22 protein-coding genes and 1 pseudogene are annotated in these 17,359 nt (G+C 36.7%); 1 reads left to right on the plus strand and 22 read right to left on the minus strand.

Annotated features, from left to right (window positions below; all coding sequences use genetic code 11):
- The first annotated feature begins 177 nt into the window (after window positions 1-177).
- Window positions 178-1,362 (plus strand): DcaP family trimeric outer membrane transporter, encoded by a 1,185-nt coding sequence (locus tag JO178_RS19430; protein WP_291939470.1) that lies wholly within the window; start codon window positions 178-180, stop codon window positions 1,360-1,362.
- A 259-nt stretch (window positions 1,363-1,621) separates the two neighbouring features.
- Here JO178_RS19430 and JO178_RS19435 read toward each other — a convergent pair whose 3' ends face one another.
- The 22 genes and pseudogenes from JO178_RS19435 to JO178_RS21545 all read right to left on the minus strand — a co-directional run bounded on the left by JO178_RS19435 (window position 1,622) and on the right by JO178_RS21545 (window position 17,355).
- Complete coding sequence (locus JO178_RS19435) at window positions 1,622-2,269, minus strand: DnaJ domain-containing protein (protein ID WP_291939474.1); 648 nt, start codon at window positions 2,267-2,269, stop codon at window positions 1,622-1,624.
- Between the two features lie 264 nt (window positions 2,270-2,533).
- Entirely contained in the window at window positions 2,534-3,178 is a 645-nt protein-coding gene (locus tag JO178_RS19440) for an alpha/beta hydrolase (RefSeq protein WP_291939477.1), read from the minus strand.
- A 145-nt stretch (window positions 3,179-3,323) separates the two neighbouring features.
- Window positions 3,324-3,581 (minus strand): hypothetical protein, encoded by a 258-nt coding sequence (locus tag JO178_RS19445; protein WP_291939481.1) that lies wholly within the window; start codon window positions 3,579-3,581, stop codon window positions 3,324-3,326.
- Between the two features lie 89 nt (window positions 3,582-3,670).
- A complete protein-coding gene (locus tag JO178_RS19450; protein WP_291939484.1) occupies window positions 3,671-4,003 on the minus strand; it encodes a hypothetical protein in 333 nt (110 codons plus the stop codon).
- A gap of 12 nt (window positions 4,004-4,015) precedes the next feature.
- On the minus strand, window positions 4,016-4,570 hold the full coding sequence (locus tag JO178_RS19455; protein WP_291939487.1) for a sigma-70 family RNA polymerase sigma factor: 555 nt from the start codon (window positions 4,568-4,570) through the stop codon (window positions 4,016-4,018).
- 435 nt (window positions 4,571-5,005) lie between these two features.
- Window positions 5,006-7,012 carry a S9 family peptidase gene (locus JO178_RS19460; RefSeq protein ID WP_291939491.1) on the minus strand — a complete coding sequence of 669 codons (2,007 nt, stop codon included), beginning with the start codon at window positions 7,010-7,012 and terminating at the stop codon, window positions 5,006-5,008.
- Between the two features lie 177 nt (window positions 7,013-7,189).
- Window positions 7,190-7,645 carry a hypothetical protein gene (locus tag JO178_RS19465; RefSeq protein ID WP_291939493.1) on the minus strand — a complete coding sequence of 152 codons (456 nt, stop codon included), beginning with the start codon at window positions 7,643-7,645 and terminating at the stop codon, window positions 7,190-7,192.
- 109 nt (window positions 7,646-7,754) lie between these two features.
- Window positions 7,755-8,210: an SRPBCC domain-containing protein gene (locus JO178_RS19470; RefSeq protein WP_291939495.1), complete on the minus strand. Its 456-nt coding sequence runs from the start codon at window positions 8,208-8,210 to the stop codon at window positions 7,755-7,757.
- 46 nt (window positions 8,211-8,256) lie between these two features.
- Entirely contained in the window at window positions 8,257-8,685 is a 429-nt protein-coding gene (locus JO178_RS19475; RefSeq protein WP_291939497.1) for an SRPBCC domain-containing protein, read from the minus strand.
- Window positions 8,686-8,962: 277 nt separating this feature from the next.
- Window positions 8,963-9,829, minus strand: coding sequence for a VOC family protein (locus JO178_RS19480; protein WP_291939501.1), 867 nt, complete (start codon window positions 9,827-9,829; stop codon window positions 8,963-8,965).
- A 199-nt stretch (window positions 9,830-10,028) separates the two neighbouring features.
- The gene (locus JO178_RS19485; protein WP_291939504.1) at window positions 10,029-10,268 is read right to left on the minus strand and encodes a hypothetical protein; all 240 of its coding nucleotides are present in this window, start codon (window positions 10,266-10,268) and stop codon (window positions 10,029-10,031) included.
- Window positions 10,269-10,304: 36 nt separating this feature from the next.
- Complete coding sequence (locus tag JO178_RS19490) at window positions 10,305-10,718, minus strand: SRPBCC family protein (protein WP_291939506.1); 414 nt, start codon at window positions 10,716-10,718, stop codon at window positions 10,305-10,307.
- 74 nt (window positions 10,719-10,792) lie between these two features.
- Window positions 10,793-11,224, minus strand: coding sequence for a VOC family protein (locus tag JO178_RS19495; protein ID WP_291939510.1), 432 nt, complete (start codon window positions 11,222-11,224; stop codon window positions 10,793-10,795).
- Window positions 11,225-11,276: 52 nt separating this feature from the next.
- On the minus strand, window positions 11,277-12,056 hold the full coding sequence (locus tag JO178_RS19500) for an alpha/beta hydrolase (protein ID WP_291939512.1): 780 nt from the start codon (window positions 12,054-12,056) through the stop codon (window positions 11,277-11,279).
- Window positions 12,057-12,059: 3 nt separating this feature from the next.
- Entirely contained in the window at window positions 12,060-12,584 is a 525-nt protein-coding gene (locus JO178_RS19505; RefSeq protein ID WP_291939516.1) for a DinB family protein, read from the minus strand.
- 91 nt (window positions 12,585-12,675) lie between these two features.
- A complete protein-coding gene (locus JO178_RS19510) occupies window positions 12,676-13,128 on the minus strand; it encodes a hypothetical protein (RefSeq protein ID WP_291939519.1) in 453 nt (150 codons plus the stop codon).
- A gap of 31 nt (window positions 13,129-13,159) precedes the next feature.
- Window positions 13,160-13,573 (minus strand): VOC family protein, encoded by a 414-nt coding sequence (locus JO178_RS19515; protein WP_291939522.1) that lies wholly within the window; start codon window positions 13,571-13,573, stop codon window positions 13,160-13,162.
- A 76-nt stretch (window positions 13,574-13,649) separates the two neighbouring features.
- Complete coding sequence (locus JO178_RS19520) at window positions 13,650-14,240, minus strand: Crp/Fnr family transcriptional regulator (RefSeq protein WP_291939526.1); 591 nt, start codon at window positions 14,238-14,240, stop codon at window positions 13,650-13,652.
- A 291-nt stretch (window positions 14,241-14,531) separates the two neighbouring features.
- Window positions 14,532-15,743: a DUF763 domain-containing protein gene (locus JO178_RS19525; RefSeq protein ID WP_291939529.1), complete on the minus strand. Its 1,212-nt coding sequence runs from the start codon at window positions 15,741-15,743 to the stop codon at window positions 14,532-14,534.
- A gap of 61 nt (window positions 15,744-15,804) precedes the next feature.
- Window positions 15,805-16,209, minus strand: coding sequence for a glyoxalase superfamily protein (locus tag JO178_RS19530; RefSeq protein ID WP_291939532.1), 405 nt, complete (start codon window positions 16,207-16,209; stop codon window positions 15,805-15,807).
- 12 nt (window positions 16,210-16,221) lie between these two features.
- Complete coding sequence (locus JO178_RS19535; RefSeq protein WP_291939535.1) at window positions 16,222-16,569, minus strand: VOC family protein; 348 nt, start codon at window positions 16,567-16,569, stop codon at window positions 16,222-16,224.
- Window positions 16,570-16,656: 87 nt separating this feature from the next.
- Window positions 16,657-17,355 (minus strand): annotated as a pseudogene (locus JO178_RS21545) (alpha/beta hydrolase).
- Window positions 17,356-17,359: the final 4 nt, after the last annotated feature.

Here is a 17,359-nt window from a genome sequence, read left to right on the forward strand (position 1 = left end):
TTTTAAAATAATTTTGTAGTTTCACTTCACCGTTAAGAGAATAAATAACTAAAAGATACAAATCGTCCGATAGCAGTCCTCTTAAAAACATTTCTTAACTGTATTAATCATCATCACACTAATAGCCTAAAACAAACATATGAGAACCTAAAACAAGCGCTACAAAACACGCCATACATGAAGAAAAAAACACAAACCGGATTAATTGTCTTATTTATATCTGTTCTGATTCCTCACGCGGAAATTTCCGCACAAATTACCCTTGCGACCATAAAACCGGAAGATGAAAACGAATGGGATCTCTATGTACAAGGATTTATACAGGCTGATATGATGCTTAACTTTCAGGAAACGGGAGTAAAAGACGGTTTTGTTTCTCATTCTATAGAAATTCCCCAACACAATGTTATCACCGGTAATTTCAGTATCAAACAATCCCAGATCGGACTGGGAATACAACAAAAGAAAGCAAAAAACGGAAAACCTCTTTCTGCTTATATAGAAATAGATTTCTACGGACCCAATGGTACAACAGCTCCAAGATTCAGACAAGGATACCTGCAATGGAATCAGTGGCTTCTGGGACAGACCTGGAGTAATTTTTCGGATCTGGATATCTTTCCGAATATCTTTGACTTCGTTCCTCCCAACGCTATGGTTTTCACCCGTAGAATGCAGGTTCGTTATACAACTCCGGTGTCGAAAAAAGGAATCTTATCCTTGTCTATGGAAGATCCTGATACCCCCAGTATTACCCTTCCCGCAGATTCTTTACAATGGAAAAAGAAAGCCATCATTCCCAATTTTACGGCTTTATACCGATATGGGGATGAAAAAAATTACATTAAACTCGGAGCCATACTATCGCCAATAAGCTATGAAATGAAGTTTTCACCTCAGGAAAATTACCAAACCCAAACGATTCTGGGTTGGGGAGCTGTAATTTCAGGAAAAATGTATCTTAATAAATCCAATATCATCAGTCTTCAGACTTCTTTCGGAAAGGGGTTTTCAACCAACAACAGCAATTTAAATGAAGAAAAATATGATGCTATTCCTGATCCCGTCAACAAAAATTTATTAAAAACATTAGAGATGTTCAACATCGTAGGTATTTATGAACACTGGTGGACTTCCAAATGGAGTTCCGTAACTTTTATAAGCCATTCCCGTATCGGTGAAGAAAGCTTTATTCCTGGAAATATGACAAAAAGCTTCCAGAACATCGGAATGAATATCGTTTTCCAGCCGTATAAAAAAGTAAGAATGGGAATAGAAGCCAATTATGGAAGAAGACAAAATTTTGGAAATCAAAGTGCTCATGCCTGGAGAATTCAGGCGTCAACATCGGTGAAATTTTAATCTCATTGCCCTTCTGCAAGGGAGAGACAAGTGCTATTGATCAGGTTGTAAGAAAATTATGAAATTTTATTAATTATATTTATTCTAAATTAATATATTTGTACCATGAATATGATTACTCCATTTAAAGTACCGCCTTTGGCACCTGTATACGCTTTCAACAACGAAGAGATGTTTTGCGAAAAGAAATCCTGCTGCAAAAAATTTAAGAAAGGAAAAAGATGTAAAAAATGTCCGGGAAGGAAAAAAATGGCTTAAATCAGCTTAGATTTTTTACTAAAAAATAAATCGCTATAATCAGGATTATAATTCCAAAAATCAACATAACGATTTTAGGATGACCGGATTGGTTTATTCTTGTTCTCGGTTGCGGCTTAAACATTTCCTCCACATTATTCTTGAATTTGTCTGCAGGATGATCAAAAACTTCTGTAATCGTAATTCCCTGTACAACGGTTTTATGCAAAAGAGAATTGGTAGCATGAAGCAAAAGCTGGAATTTACCGTCTTTAAATTCCGTAATCTTAAATATTCTTTCCCCGTAAGGTTTTTCCAGCCCAAAAGGTAATACTTTTACCACATCGGCATTGCTTGTCTGCCAGTTGATGATAATTTCCTCTCCTTTTTTAGCATGAATTTTATTTGAAGTGAATGTTTTAATTGCCGGTGGTATATTATACCTGAAACTTCGCTGATGACTTTCTAAATTCTGGTCATAAGTATGACGTCTGCCGGAATCGCTCAATATTTCATAAGCCTCCTGAATTTCACGGAAACGATCGGCAAAAAAATCATCATTTTCATTTTTATCAGGATGATACTTTAAAGATAACTTCCGATAGGCTTTTTTAATGTCCTCTTCAGAAGCATCCTGAGATATACCGAGAAAATAATAGTAGTCTTTCATTGAGCAATACAAAAATAAGGATTTATTTTTCTTTTTTCCTGGTTATTGTCTGTAAATAATAAAGCAGGATAACTCAGGATATTGATCCGGTTCAATTCTGATCACAGATGTTATAACAGAATAGTTTCAACTTTACAATATGGAATAATTGTGGGAAAAATAATTTTACCTCTATACCGTTAAAAAATCATACCGCCACATAAAAACCCAAAATTCTATTCGTGCATTCATGGCAAAAAACAGTTTTCAATTAGTATTTTGGGGTTATTTACCATCAATCCATTCTTTTGTAGGAACAATCCAGACATCAAGGGCTTTAAATAAGAACCCATGGTTCAATCCGGTATTCAGTTCAATCTCTCTGAAAGTTTTAATATCAGATCTGGTAAATCTTGATTCCTTCGATAGCGGAACATGTCCTTCATCAGATTTCTCAGTAATAGAAAGAATTCTGCCATAAAGCCTGAAGTTTTTATCCTTTTCCAAAGAATCATCCTTAAACGTCGCCCCTATAAAAACAAACTTCAGCAATGGATTTTTCTCATAATAAGATACATACTGTGCAATATAACCTCCCTGAGAAGTTCCTACCACAGTAATATCTCCTGCAGAAATACCCTTTCTTACCAGACTGTCAATTTGTTTTTTCACCTTCAATGCATAGATTTCCGGTTCCACATTAGGTTTTCTCTTTTCAGAAATCACAACCTTGTTTTTCCCTCTTAACTGAAGAAGGACAGACTCATACTCTGCTACTCCATATTTGGGGTGCTCCTCCTTTAAAGAATGCTCTTCCAAAAATTTATTATGTAAAAAGAAAATATATTGTTTTCGCGGGGATTGCTGTGCGGAGAGCAGCCATGAAGAAAACAACAAAACTATAATACAGATACTTCTAAACTTCACCATAATCCTGAAGATAATTTTTACACAAATGTAATACTTAAATGAATACATACTACTTTAGACTCCCCTGTTTACAAGAAAAATTCCGGTGCAGGAAGCTTTGCTTCCCGCACCGGAATTCAACAATTTCAATTTAGTATTTTACGGATTATGCCTCGCAGGTATTATCCTTACTGCAACATCTTGAACTGAATTCTTTTTTGAATTTCCCTTTCAGTTCCTGATAATCCTCTTCATTCATTTCTCTGATTTTATCTGCTAATCCGAAAGGGGATTTTTCTTTGATTCCGTATTCATTAAAAATACCTTTGATAAATCTTTTTCTTTGTGCGGCTTTCTTAGCAATTAATGCTACTCCCACAACCGCTAGTGCTCCAAGAGCTCCTTTTAATGCTGAATTTTTCATTTTTTCAAAATTTTAAATTTTACTACTTCTTTTTTTATAGAGACGAATCAATTGTAAATTTACTTTACTACTTCTTTACAATTTTCAAATTATTCGTTATTTCTGTTGAAGAATCCTCCGGAACATTTATTTCTCCATACTTCTTTGAATTTCTCTCTTTCTTCGGGCGACCAGCCTTCCATTTTCTGCCTCATTTTTCTTTCCTTAAAATCTCTCATTCCTTTTCCGAAATGGAAACCTCCAAAAAGAATTTTGCTTAAAATCAATATTCCCATAGCCTGCCAGAAACTAATTGCTTTTACCCCTAATATTTCAGGAAGAAGACAGTTCCATAGCGACATGACAATCCATGTAACAGCCAAGAGAATTAATGGCGGACATAACAATAAAAAAATCCAGCCTTTTTTGTGTTTATGATTCATAATTTCTTTTTACTAACTTTTTAAATCTTCGTATAATCTTCTCAATCTGTTTCTCAGATGCTTCACAGCATAGTTTTTTCTACTGATGATGGTCTTAATGTTTTCTCCCTGTTCATCGGCGATCTCCTGGAGGGTTTTGTCGTTCAGTTCATTCTCTACATAGACCAGCCTTTGTTTTTCGGGAAGTTCATCAAGTGCCTCAAACAGTTTTTTCCAGATCTCATCCTGAAACATCTTCACATCCGGACCTGCGCTTTCATCCATCAATAGAATATCCTTGATGGAAAAACTTCCGTCTTCATCTTCATAGACGAAATCTTCAAGATTTTCCGTTTTCTTTTTGCGGTAACGATCCGTAATTTTATTGGCCGTTACCCTGTACAGCCAGCCTCCTACATTCACAATCTCGGAAAGATTGGTAATGCTGCTGAACTGATACCACACTTCCTGCAGAATATCTTCCGCATCTTCAGTGTTTTTCACTTTAGGGCGAATATAAGACATCAGCTTCCCTCCGTAGTTGGAAACGGTTTGTGAGATGATGCTTTCTTTCTCCTTCTGTGGCATTGTTACTTTTTCGACAACCTCCATACTGATATGACGGCTATCCTTTTGGTTTTACTTTAATAAATTTAAAATATTTTTCCGGATTTTCAATTTTTCTTTTATTCACAGGATTTTTATCTTCCTCATAGTCATCCTGTACTCATTTTCTATTTTCTAAGGAGCTGTTCCCGCTATCCGCTCCTACTCCTCGCGCCGGAGCTCTTCCCTTTCCGCTGTGGGGTAACCGCTGCTATCGGGGCTAAAGTCTGTATGGCCTGTACAAATCTACAGAGAACAGATAAAATACAATTGTACTGGAAATAAAAACGCTCGGGTCTTAAGCTAAAGCCAATGGAGGTTATCTTTTTATTTGAACGGGCTAAAGCCCGTCCCTATTGGCAACAAAAAAAACGGAAGACCTTTCGTCCTCCGTTTTTGCTTATAAAAATAATAAGTTTATTTTTTATTAAAATTCTCGGCAAAGAATCCTAACATTGCTGTATACAATTCAATTCTGTTCGGTTCTTTTCCAAATCCGTGTCCTTCGTCATATTTTACCATATACGGCACTTCAAATCCTTTCGCACGCATTGCTTTTACAATCTGATCAGACTCGTTGATATTCACTCTTGGATCATTAGCTCCCTGAACTACAAACAATGGCTTCTTAATCTTATCTATCTGAAAAACAGGAGACACCTCTTTAGCGATTTTAGCTTCCTCCGGATTATCCAGATCATACCAGATTTGTTTCACCATTTCCTTATAAGGCTTCCAGTATTCCGGGAAAGAATCAAAGAAAGTAAAAATATTGGATACTCCTACATAATCTACTCCACAGGCATACAGATCCGGTGTTTTGATCAATCCCATCAGAGTGGCATATCCGCCATGACTTCCTCCATAGATAGCAATCTTATCCTTATCCACCCATCCCTGGCTGATAGCATATTTTACGCCGTCTTCCACATCATCCATCGCTTTTCTTCCTATCTGCTTATAGCCGGCTTTTTGAAATTCTTTTCCGTATCCGCCTGATATTCTGAAATTCACCTGAAGCGTAGCATAACCTCTGCTGGCAAACAACTGCGCCTCCGGATTGAAACCCCAGTCATCTCTGATTCCCTGCGGACCACCGTGCGGATTAACTATCAAAGGAACTTTTTTACCCTCCAAAGCTGCTTTGGGTAATGTAATATATCCGTGAATAGTCATTCCGTCTCTGCTTTTGAATTCAATAGGCCGCATTTCTGCCATATCCTCTTCTTTCAGCTGCGGCATCAGGTTGTAAAGAAGTTTTAACGCTCTGGTTTTTGTATCGTATTCATAATAGGTACCATATAACTTATCACTTCCAACAATCACCAGAAGTCTGTCATTATTATCATCCGAAGAAACAATAGAAAATTCTTTGTCTTTAAACTGCGATTTTAATTTATCATCAATTTCCTTATAAAACTTACTGACAGGAACAGTTTCTCCTTTCGTTCCGTTATAACTGATGTAATCCAGTTCGTAATTTCTGTTTTTTCCGGCAACACTTATTGAACTCACATCATATACAGGGTTGGAGTATACCTCTTTAATAACGGTGTTTTTCTTAAGATCATATAAAACAATTCTGGCCTTATCACTATCTAAATTGGTAACAACATACGCTTCATCTTTATTTTTAGAATGATCATTAAATCTGATAATACTAAATGTATCAGACCAGTCTGCCGATTTAATCAGATTAAATTTCCCTGTCTGAAGATCTTTATAATAGGTTTTTGTAGTCAGTCCATTTTCCAGAATACTATACCCTCTAAGATTTCCGTCTTTATCAAAAAGATAGTCATCAATAGGACTATTGACATCCTTATTTTCATACAGCTGTGTCATTTCCCCTGTAATGAAATTGATTTTATAAGGTTCAAAGATTTGTTTGTTGTTCTTATTCATGGTCACAACTACAAAATCCGTGTCTTTTACAGGAATAATACTTCCCAGTGTAATTCCGTCAAACGGTGTTAAATCTTTCAGATTACCACCGTCTACATCAGCGGCATACAGATGAATATTCTCATTTCCTCCTTTATCCTGTGTATAGAAAAGGCGTTTTTTATTTAACCAGCCGTAGTTTTTGATCAGATCATCCTTTTCTACAATCGCTTTGGTAATTTTTCCTGTATTCAGGTCTTTAACATATACATGGTTTTTCTTATCACTGTCTTTCTCTTTATAGGAAAGATATTTCCCATCCGGAGATATTTTAAAAGCCGAAGCTTTTGGTCTTGCAAAGTAATCTTCAACCTTATATTTGAAGTTTCCTTTATCATACGAAACCAGTTTTTCCAGGTTAGCTTTTGAAGAAGGCAATGCAGGATCACCGGGTAATTTGGCTGCAGCGCTTTGTGCGTTTATCATAATGGCTGTGACTACAATATGAGCAGTGGTTAAAATTTTGGAATTTAAATTCATAACTTATGCTTTAAAAGTTAAAACTATTGTTTTCTATTTATACTTTTGAATAACAAAAGAATAAATATTTCTCTACCTATTAGACATGCTTCCTGCTTAAAACGTTACATTATTTAACATTTTTTCTGAATACTTTAAAAAAATAAAAAAGGCAACCCGTAGGCTGCCTCTTAATTTTTATAAATAAACCCCAAAATACCACGTCCAGATTATCAGAATAATTTGCATCGGAATCCTTTGTGTATACAGGTATTTCATACCCGGGCCCGTGTAGTCTGCCTTAAAAATATTGATATTCTTTTTTGATGAATGAATATTGGCGATAAAAACCAGTATATAAAAAATAATCAGTAAAACGGCAGTCAGCTCCCGGATAGACGGGATCATCAATCCTACTCCGGCAGCAATTTCCAGAATGCCGGTAAAATAAACCCAGAACATTCGGGCAGGGATAAAATCCGGAATCATCATGGCCATTCCTTTTTGAAATTTGAAATGCGAAAAACCTGTAAAGATGATAAAAACAGCCATTCCAAGATTCCCTGAAAATAAATAATCGGGCTTACCCCAGAATACCATGGTACCCAGCAAAGCCAGAATAAAGGTTGCGAAAATAATTGTTAATAATTTCATATTTAATTCGAAAAAAATTACGGAATGAAAAAGGGAATAAAGGATGGTTTTCAATCGGCATGAAATAGTTAACAACTATAAACCGACAAACTTAACCCTCTACTATTCATCAGACTGAATCAAGACTTATCCCCTCCGCAAGGCTCTTTACGACAATTAATCCTTTTGTAAAACCGGTATTCATATGATCACGCCACTGGCTATCCACCTGAACTTCGGTATGAAGTTTTGTTTTTCCGCCAAAATCAATTAAAAAATATTTTTCAAAAGAGCCGTTCCACTCCATCACTTCTTTACTCTGAGTATCTTCCACACCATCCTTCACCACACCTAAATGTTTAAAAACAACCTGACCAGGTTCTTCCAGACTGTCTATAGTGGAAACCATACCGTCCCCATTAGAATTAAGAAAATAGGTTTTTCCGCCTACTTTCCAGTCTGATTTCATCACAGATCCTGTACCGAAATACCGGGTCCATTCACTATACGTTTCAGGATTCCAAAGAATATCCCAAACTTTTTGCAGAGGAGCATCAATGATAGTCTCATAAGATAGGGTTTCCATATTTTTATTTTTTGAGTTATCGGTATGAGTATAATACAATATCACTCTAAAGTTGATTTTCCGAAAGGTGTTTGATAATTCCCAATGCTTTAGGAAATTTTTCTTCAAAAAAATCTTTGTATTCTGCAGGGGTCTGGATAACCGCTTTCAACAATGTTCCGTCTTCATTTTCTTCCAGAAAATAAGATTCAGTAGATTCACCCCAATCCTGAGGAACTTCAATACCTTCGTAAATTTCACCCAGATGCAGAAATCTTATTTCCTGATTAGGAATTACTTTTTCTACCCTGCTGTACATCCCATTCTGCTTAGGATCAAAAAATTTTATAATATTATTTTCTTCCAGTGTTCCTTCATAAAAAGAGCCCTCTGTGAAAGCTGTAGTCCATTGCCTGTAAGTAATATCACTCCACAGGACACTCCATACTTTTTCAGGTTCTGCATTGATTTCAATTTCATAGGATAAGGTTTCCATATTTTTTTATTTAAGATATTAAACCGAAGCAGGCTAAAACCCACATTTACTGATACTCTTTCCGGAGCTATTCTCTGAAAAAATCTCCGTCTTTGATGTGAATCACTATTGTCTCCACATGAAATCACATCTTTTTTCCGGTAATTTCCGCCTTACCGGATAATCGTTCCGGATAAAGCCCTTCTTTAGGAACTTTCGACTTAGATTATGATTTGTTCTGTGTTTTCAGATAGCAAATCTTTACTGTATTCACATCAAACAACACGCCTAAAATTTTCTAAGAACGATAAGCGTCTTCCAAATCCTGTATGATAATTTTCTGCATTTTCATCATAGCCTGAACTACTTTATATGCTTTTTCCTGATCAGAATCATTCATAAGCTGGATCAGCCTTTTAGGAACAATCTGCCAGCTCAGTCCATATCTGTCTTTTAGCCAGCCGCACATACTTTCTCTGCCTCCGTCTGAAGTTAGGGTATTCCAGTAGTGATCTGTCTGTTGCTGATCATCTGTCATAACCACCATAGAAATTCCCTCATTGAAATCAAACTGATGATCATAAGAGTTATCCATACAATACAGGCTGTAATTGTCAATCACAAATTGTGCATGCTGAACATTTTCTGCCGGTTCCTGTATAGGATGCCCTTCACTACCATCACCATATTTCAGAATATTTCCGATATGAGAATTGGGAAAAGTCTGTGTATACAATTCCATGGCCTCTTTTGCTTTTCCATTATTTTCATGAATAAACATCAGTGTAGGAACAATTTTCTGGTCGCTGGCTTTTTCTCCTAAGAATAATTGCCATGTAACACCATATTTATCCTGTAACCAGCCATATTTTTTACTCCATGAATAAGAGCCCAGCTCCATTAACGCCATTCCACCCTCCAATAAGTGATCCCAGTATTTCTGAACCTCATCTTCCGTGTCGCAAATTACCATGAAAGAAATGGCAGGATTCTTTTTAAACTGGGGTCCTCCGTTCAATAACATCAGCCGTTGTCCGAATAAATCAACATTCATGACAACCGGGGTATCTGCTGTAATTTCACCACCAAACACACTGCAGTAAAATTCAGCAGATTCTTTAGCATCTCCATCATACCAGAGACATGGAAAAATATCTTTATTCATAATTTCAAATTTTAATTGCTTAATATAATCGTTGAGTTTTTTCTTATTCACCGGAATGATCATCCATAAAAATCGGTATGGTCCGCAGAAAAATGATGATTTTTATACCGGACACGGAATACCTTATGTCTTTGCGCATAAAGCTATTTATTCTACTTCTTTATTCGCAATGACACTGTAAAAATTTCAGTTTATTTTTTTATGCTTCTTTGAAAAAAAACTGGTTTTCTTTCATATAGTTCTTTAGCCTTTCCATCGTATTTTTCCCGAAACCATGCATCTGTAGAATTTCTTTTTCAGAATAATCCGATAATTTTTCCAAAGAATCAATTTTCTCTTTTTCTAAAGCTCTTCTTGCCGGTATTGCAATGACCCCGTAAAGAAATTCTTCTTTAGAATCGTAATTGACTGCATATATAGAATTTAAACTTTTTGACATGATAACTAAATTGATCATGGCTACAAAAAATATTTTTTAATGATTCTCAACATATTTATGGAAATTATTAAGGATTGCGTACCAGCCTTCCCTTTGCATTTCCACAGAGTTTTGTTTTTCAGGATCGAAAATTTCAATCACTTTCGTTGTATTACCATCGATCTTATCAAAGATCACTTCTACTTTTCTTCCGTCTGCAATATGATATGATAGTCTTTCATAAGGAATAACCTCATCATATATTCCTTCAAAGTCAAATGCAAAGCTTTTATCTTTAGCTTCCATTCTGTTTTTGAATTTACCACCCACTTTGAGGTCATTTTCAGAACTTGGACAATGCCAGCTTTCATGGGCAAAATTCCATTTGACAATATGTTTAGGGTCGTTGAAATAATTCCAGACTTTTTCTGCCGGTGCTAAAATTGTAATATCTATTGTAATTGGGTCCATCGTTCTTATTTTTAGTGATTAGGAAAGGGACACCCAAAAGAAGGTGCCCTTTTTATAATGAGTTAAATATAGTACTATTTTGTGTATTGATCATTATAGTTCACCATCCAATGAACACCATATTTATCCTGAAAGCTTCCGAAATAGTCTCCCCAAAACTGATCTTCAAGCGGCATTTCTACATTTCCGCCTTCTGAAAGTCCCTTAAAAAGTCTTTCTGCTTCTGATCTGGAATCCGGAAAAATAGAAACATAATTATTGTTTCCTACAGTCAGGCTCTGCCCGAAACCAGGAACAATATCCGAAGCCATTAAAAGGTCATTTCCAATAGGCAAAGCAACATGCATTACTCTGTTTTTCTCTTCTTCAGAAAGGTTTTCAGTTCCCGGAGCATTTCCCATTTTATGAACTTCTCCTACAAATTCACCACCGAAAATAGATTTATAAAAATTGAACGCCTCTTCGGCTGTACCATCAAAATTTAAGTACGGATTTAATTTTGCCATGATTTTAATTTTAAATGTTAATATTTTATTTTTTAAACACAATCTGTATGTGTTATTGATGATTTAAAAATTTTGCGACTTCCTGTGCGGTGAAGTCTATTAGCTTACTGTCTACACTTCCGTCAAAACCTGCCATCATATAAGCTCCGTGTACTCCCGGGAGAATCATTACTCTTGAACCTTCAGTCATGCGCCACATCTCCAGGGTATGTTCCGGTTTCATAACATCCTGATCTCCGCTGATAAATAATACCGGTGAATCTATTGAAGTCAGAACCTCATCATCCCAGTCCTCAAAAGTCTGCATTCTTTTACTGTCTTTATCGAACATATTTTCAAGCTTTGAAAAATCAGGATTCAGATTTAGGAAATTGATTTTCAGCGGCTCCGGTACTGAATCCAGGGTGGCTTCATTCATAGATTCGAAAAAGCCGTCCATCATTCCTTCCTTTTTATAAAATGCAGAAGCAACGACCAGTTTATCTACCATATCCGGATGCCGGTGGGCGATCTGCATTACCGTACTGCCTCCATTGCTAAAACCCCAGAATGAAGCCTTATGGATATTGATTTCTGCTAAAAATGCAGCTACATCATCTGCATCCTGTTCAAACGTTTCAGGGATATAGCGATGCTCACTTCTGCCATGATTTTGCAGATCAATCCCGATCAACTGAAACTGATTCTCTAATCTGGCGATGATCTCACTGAAATCAAACAGAATGGAAGAACCTCCTCCGTGAATCAGAACTACAGGTTTTCCGGAACCATAGATTTCGTAATACATCTGAATTCCATTGATATGTTTATATCCTTTATCTGCCGGATTCATGAGTTAGTATTTAATATTTTCATCCACATCATACTTCATTCCGGGATAATTCAGGATTTTTCTCATCAACCCTATCTGACCACACAGGTAGTCTTCACGGCCAATGCACATTCCTGCAAAATTGAGTTTTGTTTCTTTAATAAAAGGAATGTTCATTCCCATTTGAAAGATTTCCTCCAGTTTTTCGTCGGTTACTTCTAAGAGTTTCTGGTATACTTTTGGAGAAATCTCGTGAAAATTCTTTTTCAGATCCGCTAATGTTGGATACTTTTTATTTTCATCCAGTGCTTTTCCCTGGAAAAACAGATCATTATTAGGGTCCTGTTCCTGTAATCCCAATACCCATCCGAGGGCATATCTCATATTGACAAAGTTTCCTGCCATCCACACGATATGGTTGGTTTTATTTTCAATTCTCTTCAGAGCATCTTCTTCCGAAATGCCGTCCAAAACATTAAGAAAGCTTTGGCTGTGCATTCTGTAAGCCGGAACAATGACTTCCATTTTTTTTGATTTTGGTGTGTCCATTTTTTATGTTTTATGGATTTTATTTTTTCTTGAAACGTATCAGACCTTAGGTTTTATTTCCGTTGGTTTTCTATACTGCAACAGGGTACAATTATTTTATTCCACCCGGTTTTCCTAAAAGTCTTCTGATATACCCGAGCTGGCCGCTATGGTAATTTTCGTGAAAGCAAAGGGTTGCGATATCACTGATCTGTTCTACAGGAAAGTGTTCAAGGCCGATTAGTTTTTCTTCCAGTTTTCCCTGGGATTGTTTTAAATAAGATTTCAGGTCTTCAAAATCTACAAATTCATCTTTTCTTTCTAAAGCAATCGCTCCTCTGTCATATCCTGAAAATATTCCGCCATCCCAAACCGGCACTTCACCCAGAATACTCAGTAATCCGTTTCTGATATAGATCAGATGCCCTAAGACCCAATTCATGCAATTGGCATCTCCGTTAGGGAAAATCATTGATTCTTCATGAGTGATTCCCTCTATATTAATCAGAACTACTTTATAGGTAATATTGATCTGATTTTTTACTAATTCTATTTCGTTTGACATTGTTTCTATGTTTATTTGAAAATAAAACTTGTTACATATTCCCTGTAAACTGAGACGGATCTGCATACATCACTTCCCACTGGTGCCCGTCAATATCCGCAAAGGCGCTTTGATACATCCATCCGTGGTCCATAGATTCACTGTATTTCGATCCGCCGTTTTCAATGGCTGTCTTTACAATCTGATCTACTTCTTCCCGGCTGTTTACGCTGATAGCAAGAAGAACCTGCGTTGTGTCTCCTTGGGCAAAAGGTCTGTTGGTAAATGTCTGGAAAAATTCTTCCTTTAGAAACATGGTATAGATCTGGTCTTCTTTCATCACAACAGATACCGCTTTATCATTGGAGAACTGCTCGTTGATGGAAAAACCGAGTTGGGTCCAGAATGCTCTGGTTTTCTGTACGTCTTTTATCGGTAGATTGACATAAATTTGATTCACTTTCATAATTGTAATTTTGGTATTAAACTTTTATCCAAAATTACCAAGGTGCTATGAAAATCTACTTGCCATAAGGCAAGATTTAATTTTTCTTGGGATGAGAAACCAATTCTTTGCGGATGCGGCTCAGTGAAGTGTCTGTTACTCCCAGATAAGAAGCGATTTGTTTTAACGGGGCAAACTGTACTACTTTTGATTTCTGTTCCAGCAGGTTCAGGTATCTTTTGGTAGCAGAAAGGGTAAACATTTCTACAGAACGTTGTTTATAATCAAAGAGTTCTTTAGACATCCACGATCTTCCCCATTCCCTGAGATTGGGAATTTTATGAAAAAGCTCCTGAAAAGTATCATAATCTAACTTCCAGCAATCACAATCGGTAATACAAACGATATTTTCCTGAGACGGAATTCTCTGAAACATGGATAAAACCTCAATAATTACTTCATTCTCTACAAAAAAATGAGTGGTCACTTCATTGCCGTTAAAGTCGTTAACAAAAGAGCGCGCCAACCCATTTTCTAAAATATAATATTCATTGGCTGTTTTTCCTTCTTCGAGAATAAAATCACCTTTTTGAAATGATGTTTTCTCATGAGCCTTAAATATTTCATCAAGCTCTTCCTGAAGGAAAAATGGGAAATCATAGCATATTTCTAAAGATTTATTGGTCATCAGGTTTATTTTTTTAAGATTCTAAAATTAAAATTTTTAATTGAAATCAGGGTAATAATTATTAAACAAAATAATTTATTTATGATTTAAAACCACATACCACACTGAATTTAAGATAAATTAACAACCTAAAATAATTAAACAATAGTTTAATCGCTAAAAAAACATCACGTCAAATCTATGAGAGAGTATCTTCCACCGAAAAGAACTCGGTATACGTGTATTGGTATCGTTTTAGTAAAGAAAAATTCAGATTTTAAAGGAAGCTGTATTGTTTACGGTATTATATATTTAAAATAAAGAAAGCTGAATTGGTTGAGGAGGACTCGGTTTCCGGGCATCTCCCATCACTGTTTTTCCTCCGAAACGCCATGAATCCCGGCGTTCTTCTTCAATGATTTTCTGAATATCAAAATCCGGCGTGAAATCTTTTTCAGCACTGGTTACTATCTGATGTAGCTTATGTAAGCTATTTAGTTTATCTGAGTTTCCAAGTTTTGATTTTTCTATTCCTTTTCTTAGAATCCCAATACTTTCATCATAAGTCTGAATAGGCACAGGAAAAGGATGTCCGTCTTTCCCTCCGTGAGCAAAAGAAAACCTCGCCGGATCAGCAAATCTTGACGGTGCCCCATGAATCACTTCACTGACTAAAGCTAATGACTGCATCGTTCTTGGCCCTACTCCTTCCAGCATTAGCAAATCTTCAAAATTTTGAGGCTGTTGTTCACGGGTAACATACAAAAGCGCTCCCAATCTCCTTAAATCCACATCAGAAGCCCTTACCTCATGATGCGCAGGAAGAATCAGTCTCGAAAAGTCTTTCATTACTTCAACAGAATCCGTATGCGAAATATCCAGAATCCCTTTTCTGTTTCCTGAGGCTTCAGAAGAAGTAAGATTGAGAATTTTCCCTCTCGAAATACCATTGATCCCCGTATGTGGCTCTTCTATAAATGATCTGAGATTTTCGGAATGCCAGTGGTAGCGTCTTGCTGTCCCGTCCGATTCATGCATTCCCTGTTGAATAACACTCCAGTTTCCGTTATCAGACAAAACAAAATTATGCAGATACAACTGATATCCATCCTGAATCGCTGTATTATCAACTTTGGCAGATAGCCTACTGGCTCTTACCAGCTCCGTTCCGTTTAAACCTGTTTTATCAGCAATCCGAATCAGCTCTGATGGTGTTTCCCTGGAAAGTTTTCCTTTCCCGCCGCAAATGTAAAGGCCTAACGACTGAGAATTGGGATTAACCGAACGTTTTAAAGCTCCCATCACAGAAGTGGTAATTCCTGATGAATGCCAGTCCATACCCATTACAGCTCCAAAACTCTGAAACCAGAACGGATCAGCCAGCCGGCGAAGAACCTCATCTTTACCATAATCCATCAGAATAACTTCAATGACAGACAGTCCCAGAACAGACATGCGCTCATACAGCCATGGTGGTACTTTACCATAGTGAAGAGGGAGATCTGCTGTACCTGAACGTTTCATTAATTTATTTTGAGAATGTAAAGGTAGCTTTATTAATCTAAAATTTTAATGATCCGGATCATCAATCACCGGAATACAGCTCCAGAGCTCCATGTTTTTCTTCATTAAATTCTTCGTTAAAAATAATCCTGTTTCCAAATGGGTCATTTACAGTAAATGAAACAGCATTATAAAATGTTTTTTCAAGACCGGGACGATTGTATTTATAATTTTTCGCAATTACCTCTCTATGATACTCGGCAACTCCTTCACCCCAGATAAAAACACTGCTTCCGGGAGTTGCATCACCGTGATGTTCACTCAGATGAAGAATGATATTGTTTTTTTTCACTTCCATATACACCGGAGTATTTTCTTCAAAATAATGTTCCCAGACCACTTCAAAGCCTAGCCAGTCAATATAGAACTCAAGGGTTTTCTGCACATCAAAAATTCTCAGAATCGGAATAATTTGTTTTGCCTGCATGATCAATAAGTTTTATGGGTGAGAAAGGATATTAATTATTTTTCCAAACGGATCTTTTACAAAAAATCGGCGGACTCCCCAATCTTCATTGGTAATTCCGTATGTTATTTTAAACCCCGCCTGACTCATTTTAGTATAGATCTCGTCTATATTATCCACTTCAATGGAAAGATCAGGAACCTCAGTCTCATTTCCGCCCTGTTCGGCAAAACTGATCTGAACTGCGGATTCCTCATTATTTCCGAGAGTTTTAATCCAGCCGTGATCCATCAGTACATCAAGTTCTAAAATTTCCTGATAAAATTCTCCGGCTTTTGAAAGATCATCTGTTTTTATATTAGCTACGATTCTTTTTACCATTTTAATTAAGTTATAACATTAAAAAGCCTTGTGAAATTACATAAAATTCCACAAGGCCCTGTATCATTTTTACAAGTATTTTTAAACTTAAATAGACGAAGCTGCTTCCAGAATCAGCTGGGTAACTTCCTCAGGGTGTGAAGCCAGTGAAGCATGTCCTGCATCTAAAGTAATGATTTTTTTAGGCTGAAGGCGTTCTGCCATTTCTTTTTCTGTTTCCGCAGGAATCATACGGTCATTGGATGAAATCTGGTACCAGCTTGGCTTTGTTTTCCATGCCGGTTCTCCGGCCTGATCACCAAAACACTGTCCGTGAATAGGTTTTTGAGACAGGGCCATTACCAATGCCTTTTCATTTTCCAGATCCTAGCAAAATGCAGACTGAAATTCATCGTATTTAATCCATAAAAAACCTTTATTATCCGGATAAATACTTGCTCCACCCGGAGATTCTCTTTTTGCTAAAAGAGAGCCCAGACTATCTCCTGCATCAGGAGCAAAAGCTGCAATATAAACCAATCCGGCAACCTGATCATGATTTCCGGCTCCTGATATCACTGCTCCACCATAAGAATGCCCTACCAAAAGAACTTTCCCTTCCTGAGCATCAATAAGGTCTCTGGTTTTATTAATATCATCCTGTAATGAGGTCAGCGGATTCTGAACACTTCTTACTTTGTATCCTGCTTTAGTAAGAGAAGGAATAACATATTGCCAATGCGAGCCGTCTCCCCAGGCTCCGTGTACCAAAATAATGGTTAAGTCTTTTTGTTCCATGATGATCATATTA

Source organism: Chryseobacterium sp., assembly GCF_019236175.1.
Classification (GTDB): Bacteria; Bacteroidota; Bacteroidia; order Flavobacteriales; family Weeksellaceae; genus Chryseobacterium.

What these genes read in the sequence shown, in the direction of transcription:
- JO178_RS19525 (WP_291939529.1), bottom strand. Translation starts at nt 15,743, where the DNA reads ATGAAACGTTCAGGTACAGCAGATCTCCCTCTTCACTATGGTAAAGTA.
- JO178_RS19495 (WP_291939510.1), bottom strand. Translation starts at nt 11,224, where the DNA reads ATGGCAAAATTAAATCCGTACTTAAATTTTGATGGTACAGCCGAAGAG.
- JO178_RS19485 (WP_291939504.1), bottom strand. Translation starts at nt 10,268, where the DNA reads ATGTCAAAAAGTTTAAATTCTATATATGCAGTCAATTACGATTCTAAA.
- JO178_RS19475 (WP_291939497.1), bottom strand. Translation starts at nt 8,685, where the DNA reads ATGGAAACCTTATCCTATGAAATTGAAATCAATGCAGAACCTGAAAAA.
- JO178_RS19530 (WP_291939532.1), bottom strand. Translation starts at nt 16,209, where the DNA reads ATGCAGGCAAAACAAATTATTCCGATTCTGAGAATTTTTGATGTGCAG.
- JO178_RS19430 (WP_291939470.1), top strand. Translation starts at nt 178, where the DNA reads ATGAAGAAAAAAACACAAACCGGATTAATTGTCTTATTTATATCTGTT.
- JO178_RS19455 (WP_291939487.1), bottom strand. Translation starts at nt 4,570, where the DNA reads ATGCCACAGAAGGAGAAAGAAAGCATCATCTCACAAACCGTTTCCAAC.
- JO178_RS19460 (WP_291939491.1), bottom strand. Translation starts at nt 7,012, where the DNA reads ATGAATTTAAATTCCAAAATTTTAACCACTGCTCATATTGTAGTCACA.
- JO178_RS19500 (WP_291939512.1), bottom strand. Translation starts at nt 12,056, where the DNA reads ATGAATCCGGCAGATAAAGGATATAAACATATCAATGGAATTCAGATG.
- JO178_RS19490 (WP_291939506.1), bottom strand. Translation starts at nt 10,718, where the DNA reads ATGGACCCAATTACAATAGATATTACAATTTTAGCACCGGCAGAAAAA.
- JO178_RS19505 (WP_291939516.1), bottom strand. Translation starts at nt 12,584, where the DNA reads ATGGACACACCAAAATCAAAAAAAATGGAAGTCATTGTTCCGGCTTAC.
- JO178_RS19510 (WP_291939519.1), bottom strand. Translation starts at nt 13,128, where the DNA reads ATGTCAAACGAAATAGAATTAGTAAAAAATCAGATCAATATTACCTAT.
- JO178_RS19450 (WP_291939484.1), bottom strand. Translation starts at nt 4,003, where the DNA reads ATGAATCATAAACACAAAAAAGGCTGGATTTTTTTATTGTTATGTCCG.
- JO178_RS19515 (WP_291939522.1), bottom strand. Translation starts at nt 13,573, where the DNA reads ATGAAAGTGAATCAAATTTATGTCAATCTACCGATAAAAGACGTACAG.
- JO178_RS19445 (WP_291939481.1), bottom strand. Translation starts at nt 3,581, where the DNA reads ATGAAAAATTCAGCATTAAAAGGAGCTCTTGGAGCACTAGCGGTTGTG.
- JO178_RS19435 (WP_291939474.1), bottom strand. Translation starts at nt 2,269, where the DNA reads ATGAAAGACTACTATTATTTTCTCGGTATATCTCAGGATGCTTCTGAA.
- JO178_RS19480 (WP_291939501.1), bottom strand. Translation starts at nt 9,829, where the DNA reads ATGAATAAAGATATTTTTCCATGTCTCTGGTATGATGGAGATGCTAAA.
- JO178_RS19535 (WP_291939535.1), bottom strand. Translation starts at nt 16,569, where the DNA reads ATGGTAAAAAGAATCGTAGCTAATATAAAAACAGATGATCTTTCAAAA.
- JO178_RS19440 (WP_291939477.1), bottom strand. Translation starts at nt 3,178, where the DNA reads ATGGTGAAGTTTAGAAGTATCTGTATTATAGTTTTGTTGTTTTCTTCA.
- JO178_RS19465 (WP_291939493.1), bottom strand. Translation starts at nt 7,645, where the DNA reads ATGAAATTATTAACAATTATTTTCGCAACCTTTATTCTGGCTTTGCTG.
- JO178_RS19470 (WP_291939495.1), bottom strand. Translation starts at nt 8,210, where the DNA reads ATGGAAACCCTATCTTATGAGACTATCATTGATGCTCCTCTGCAAAAA.
- JO178_RS19520 (WP_291939526.1), bottom strand. Translation starts at nt 14,240, where the DNA reads ATGACCAATAAATCTTTAGAAATATGCTATGATTTCCCATTTTTCCTT.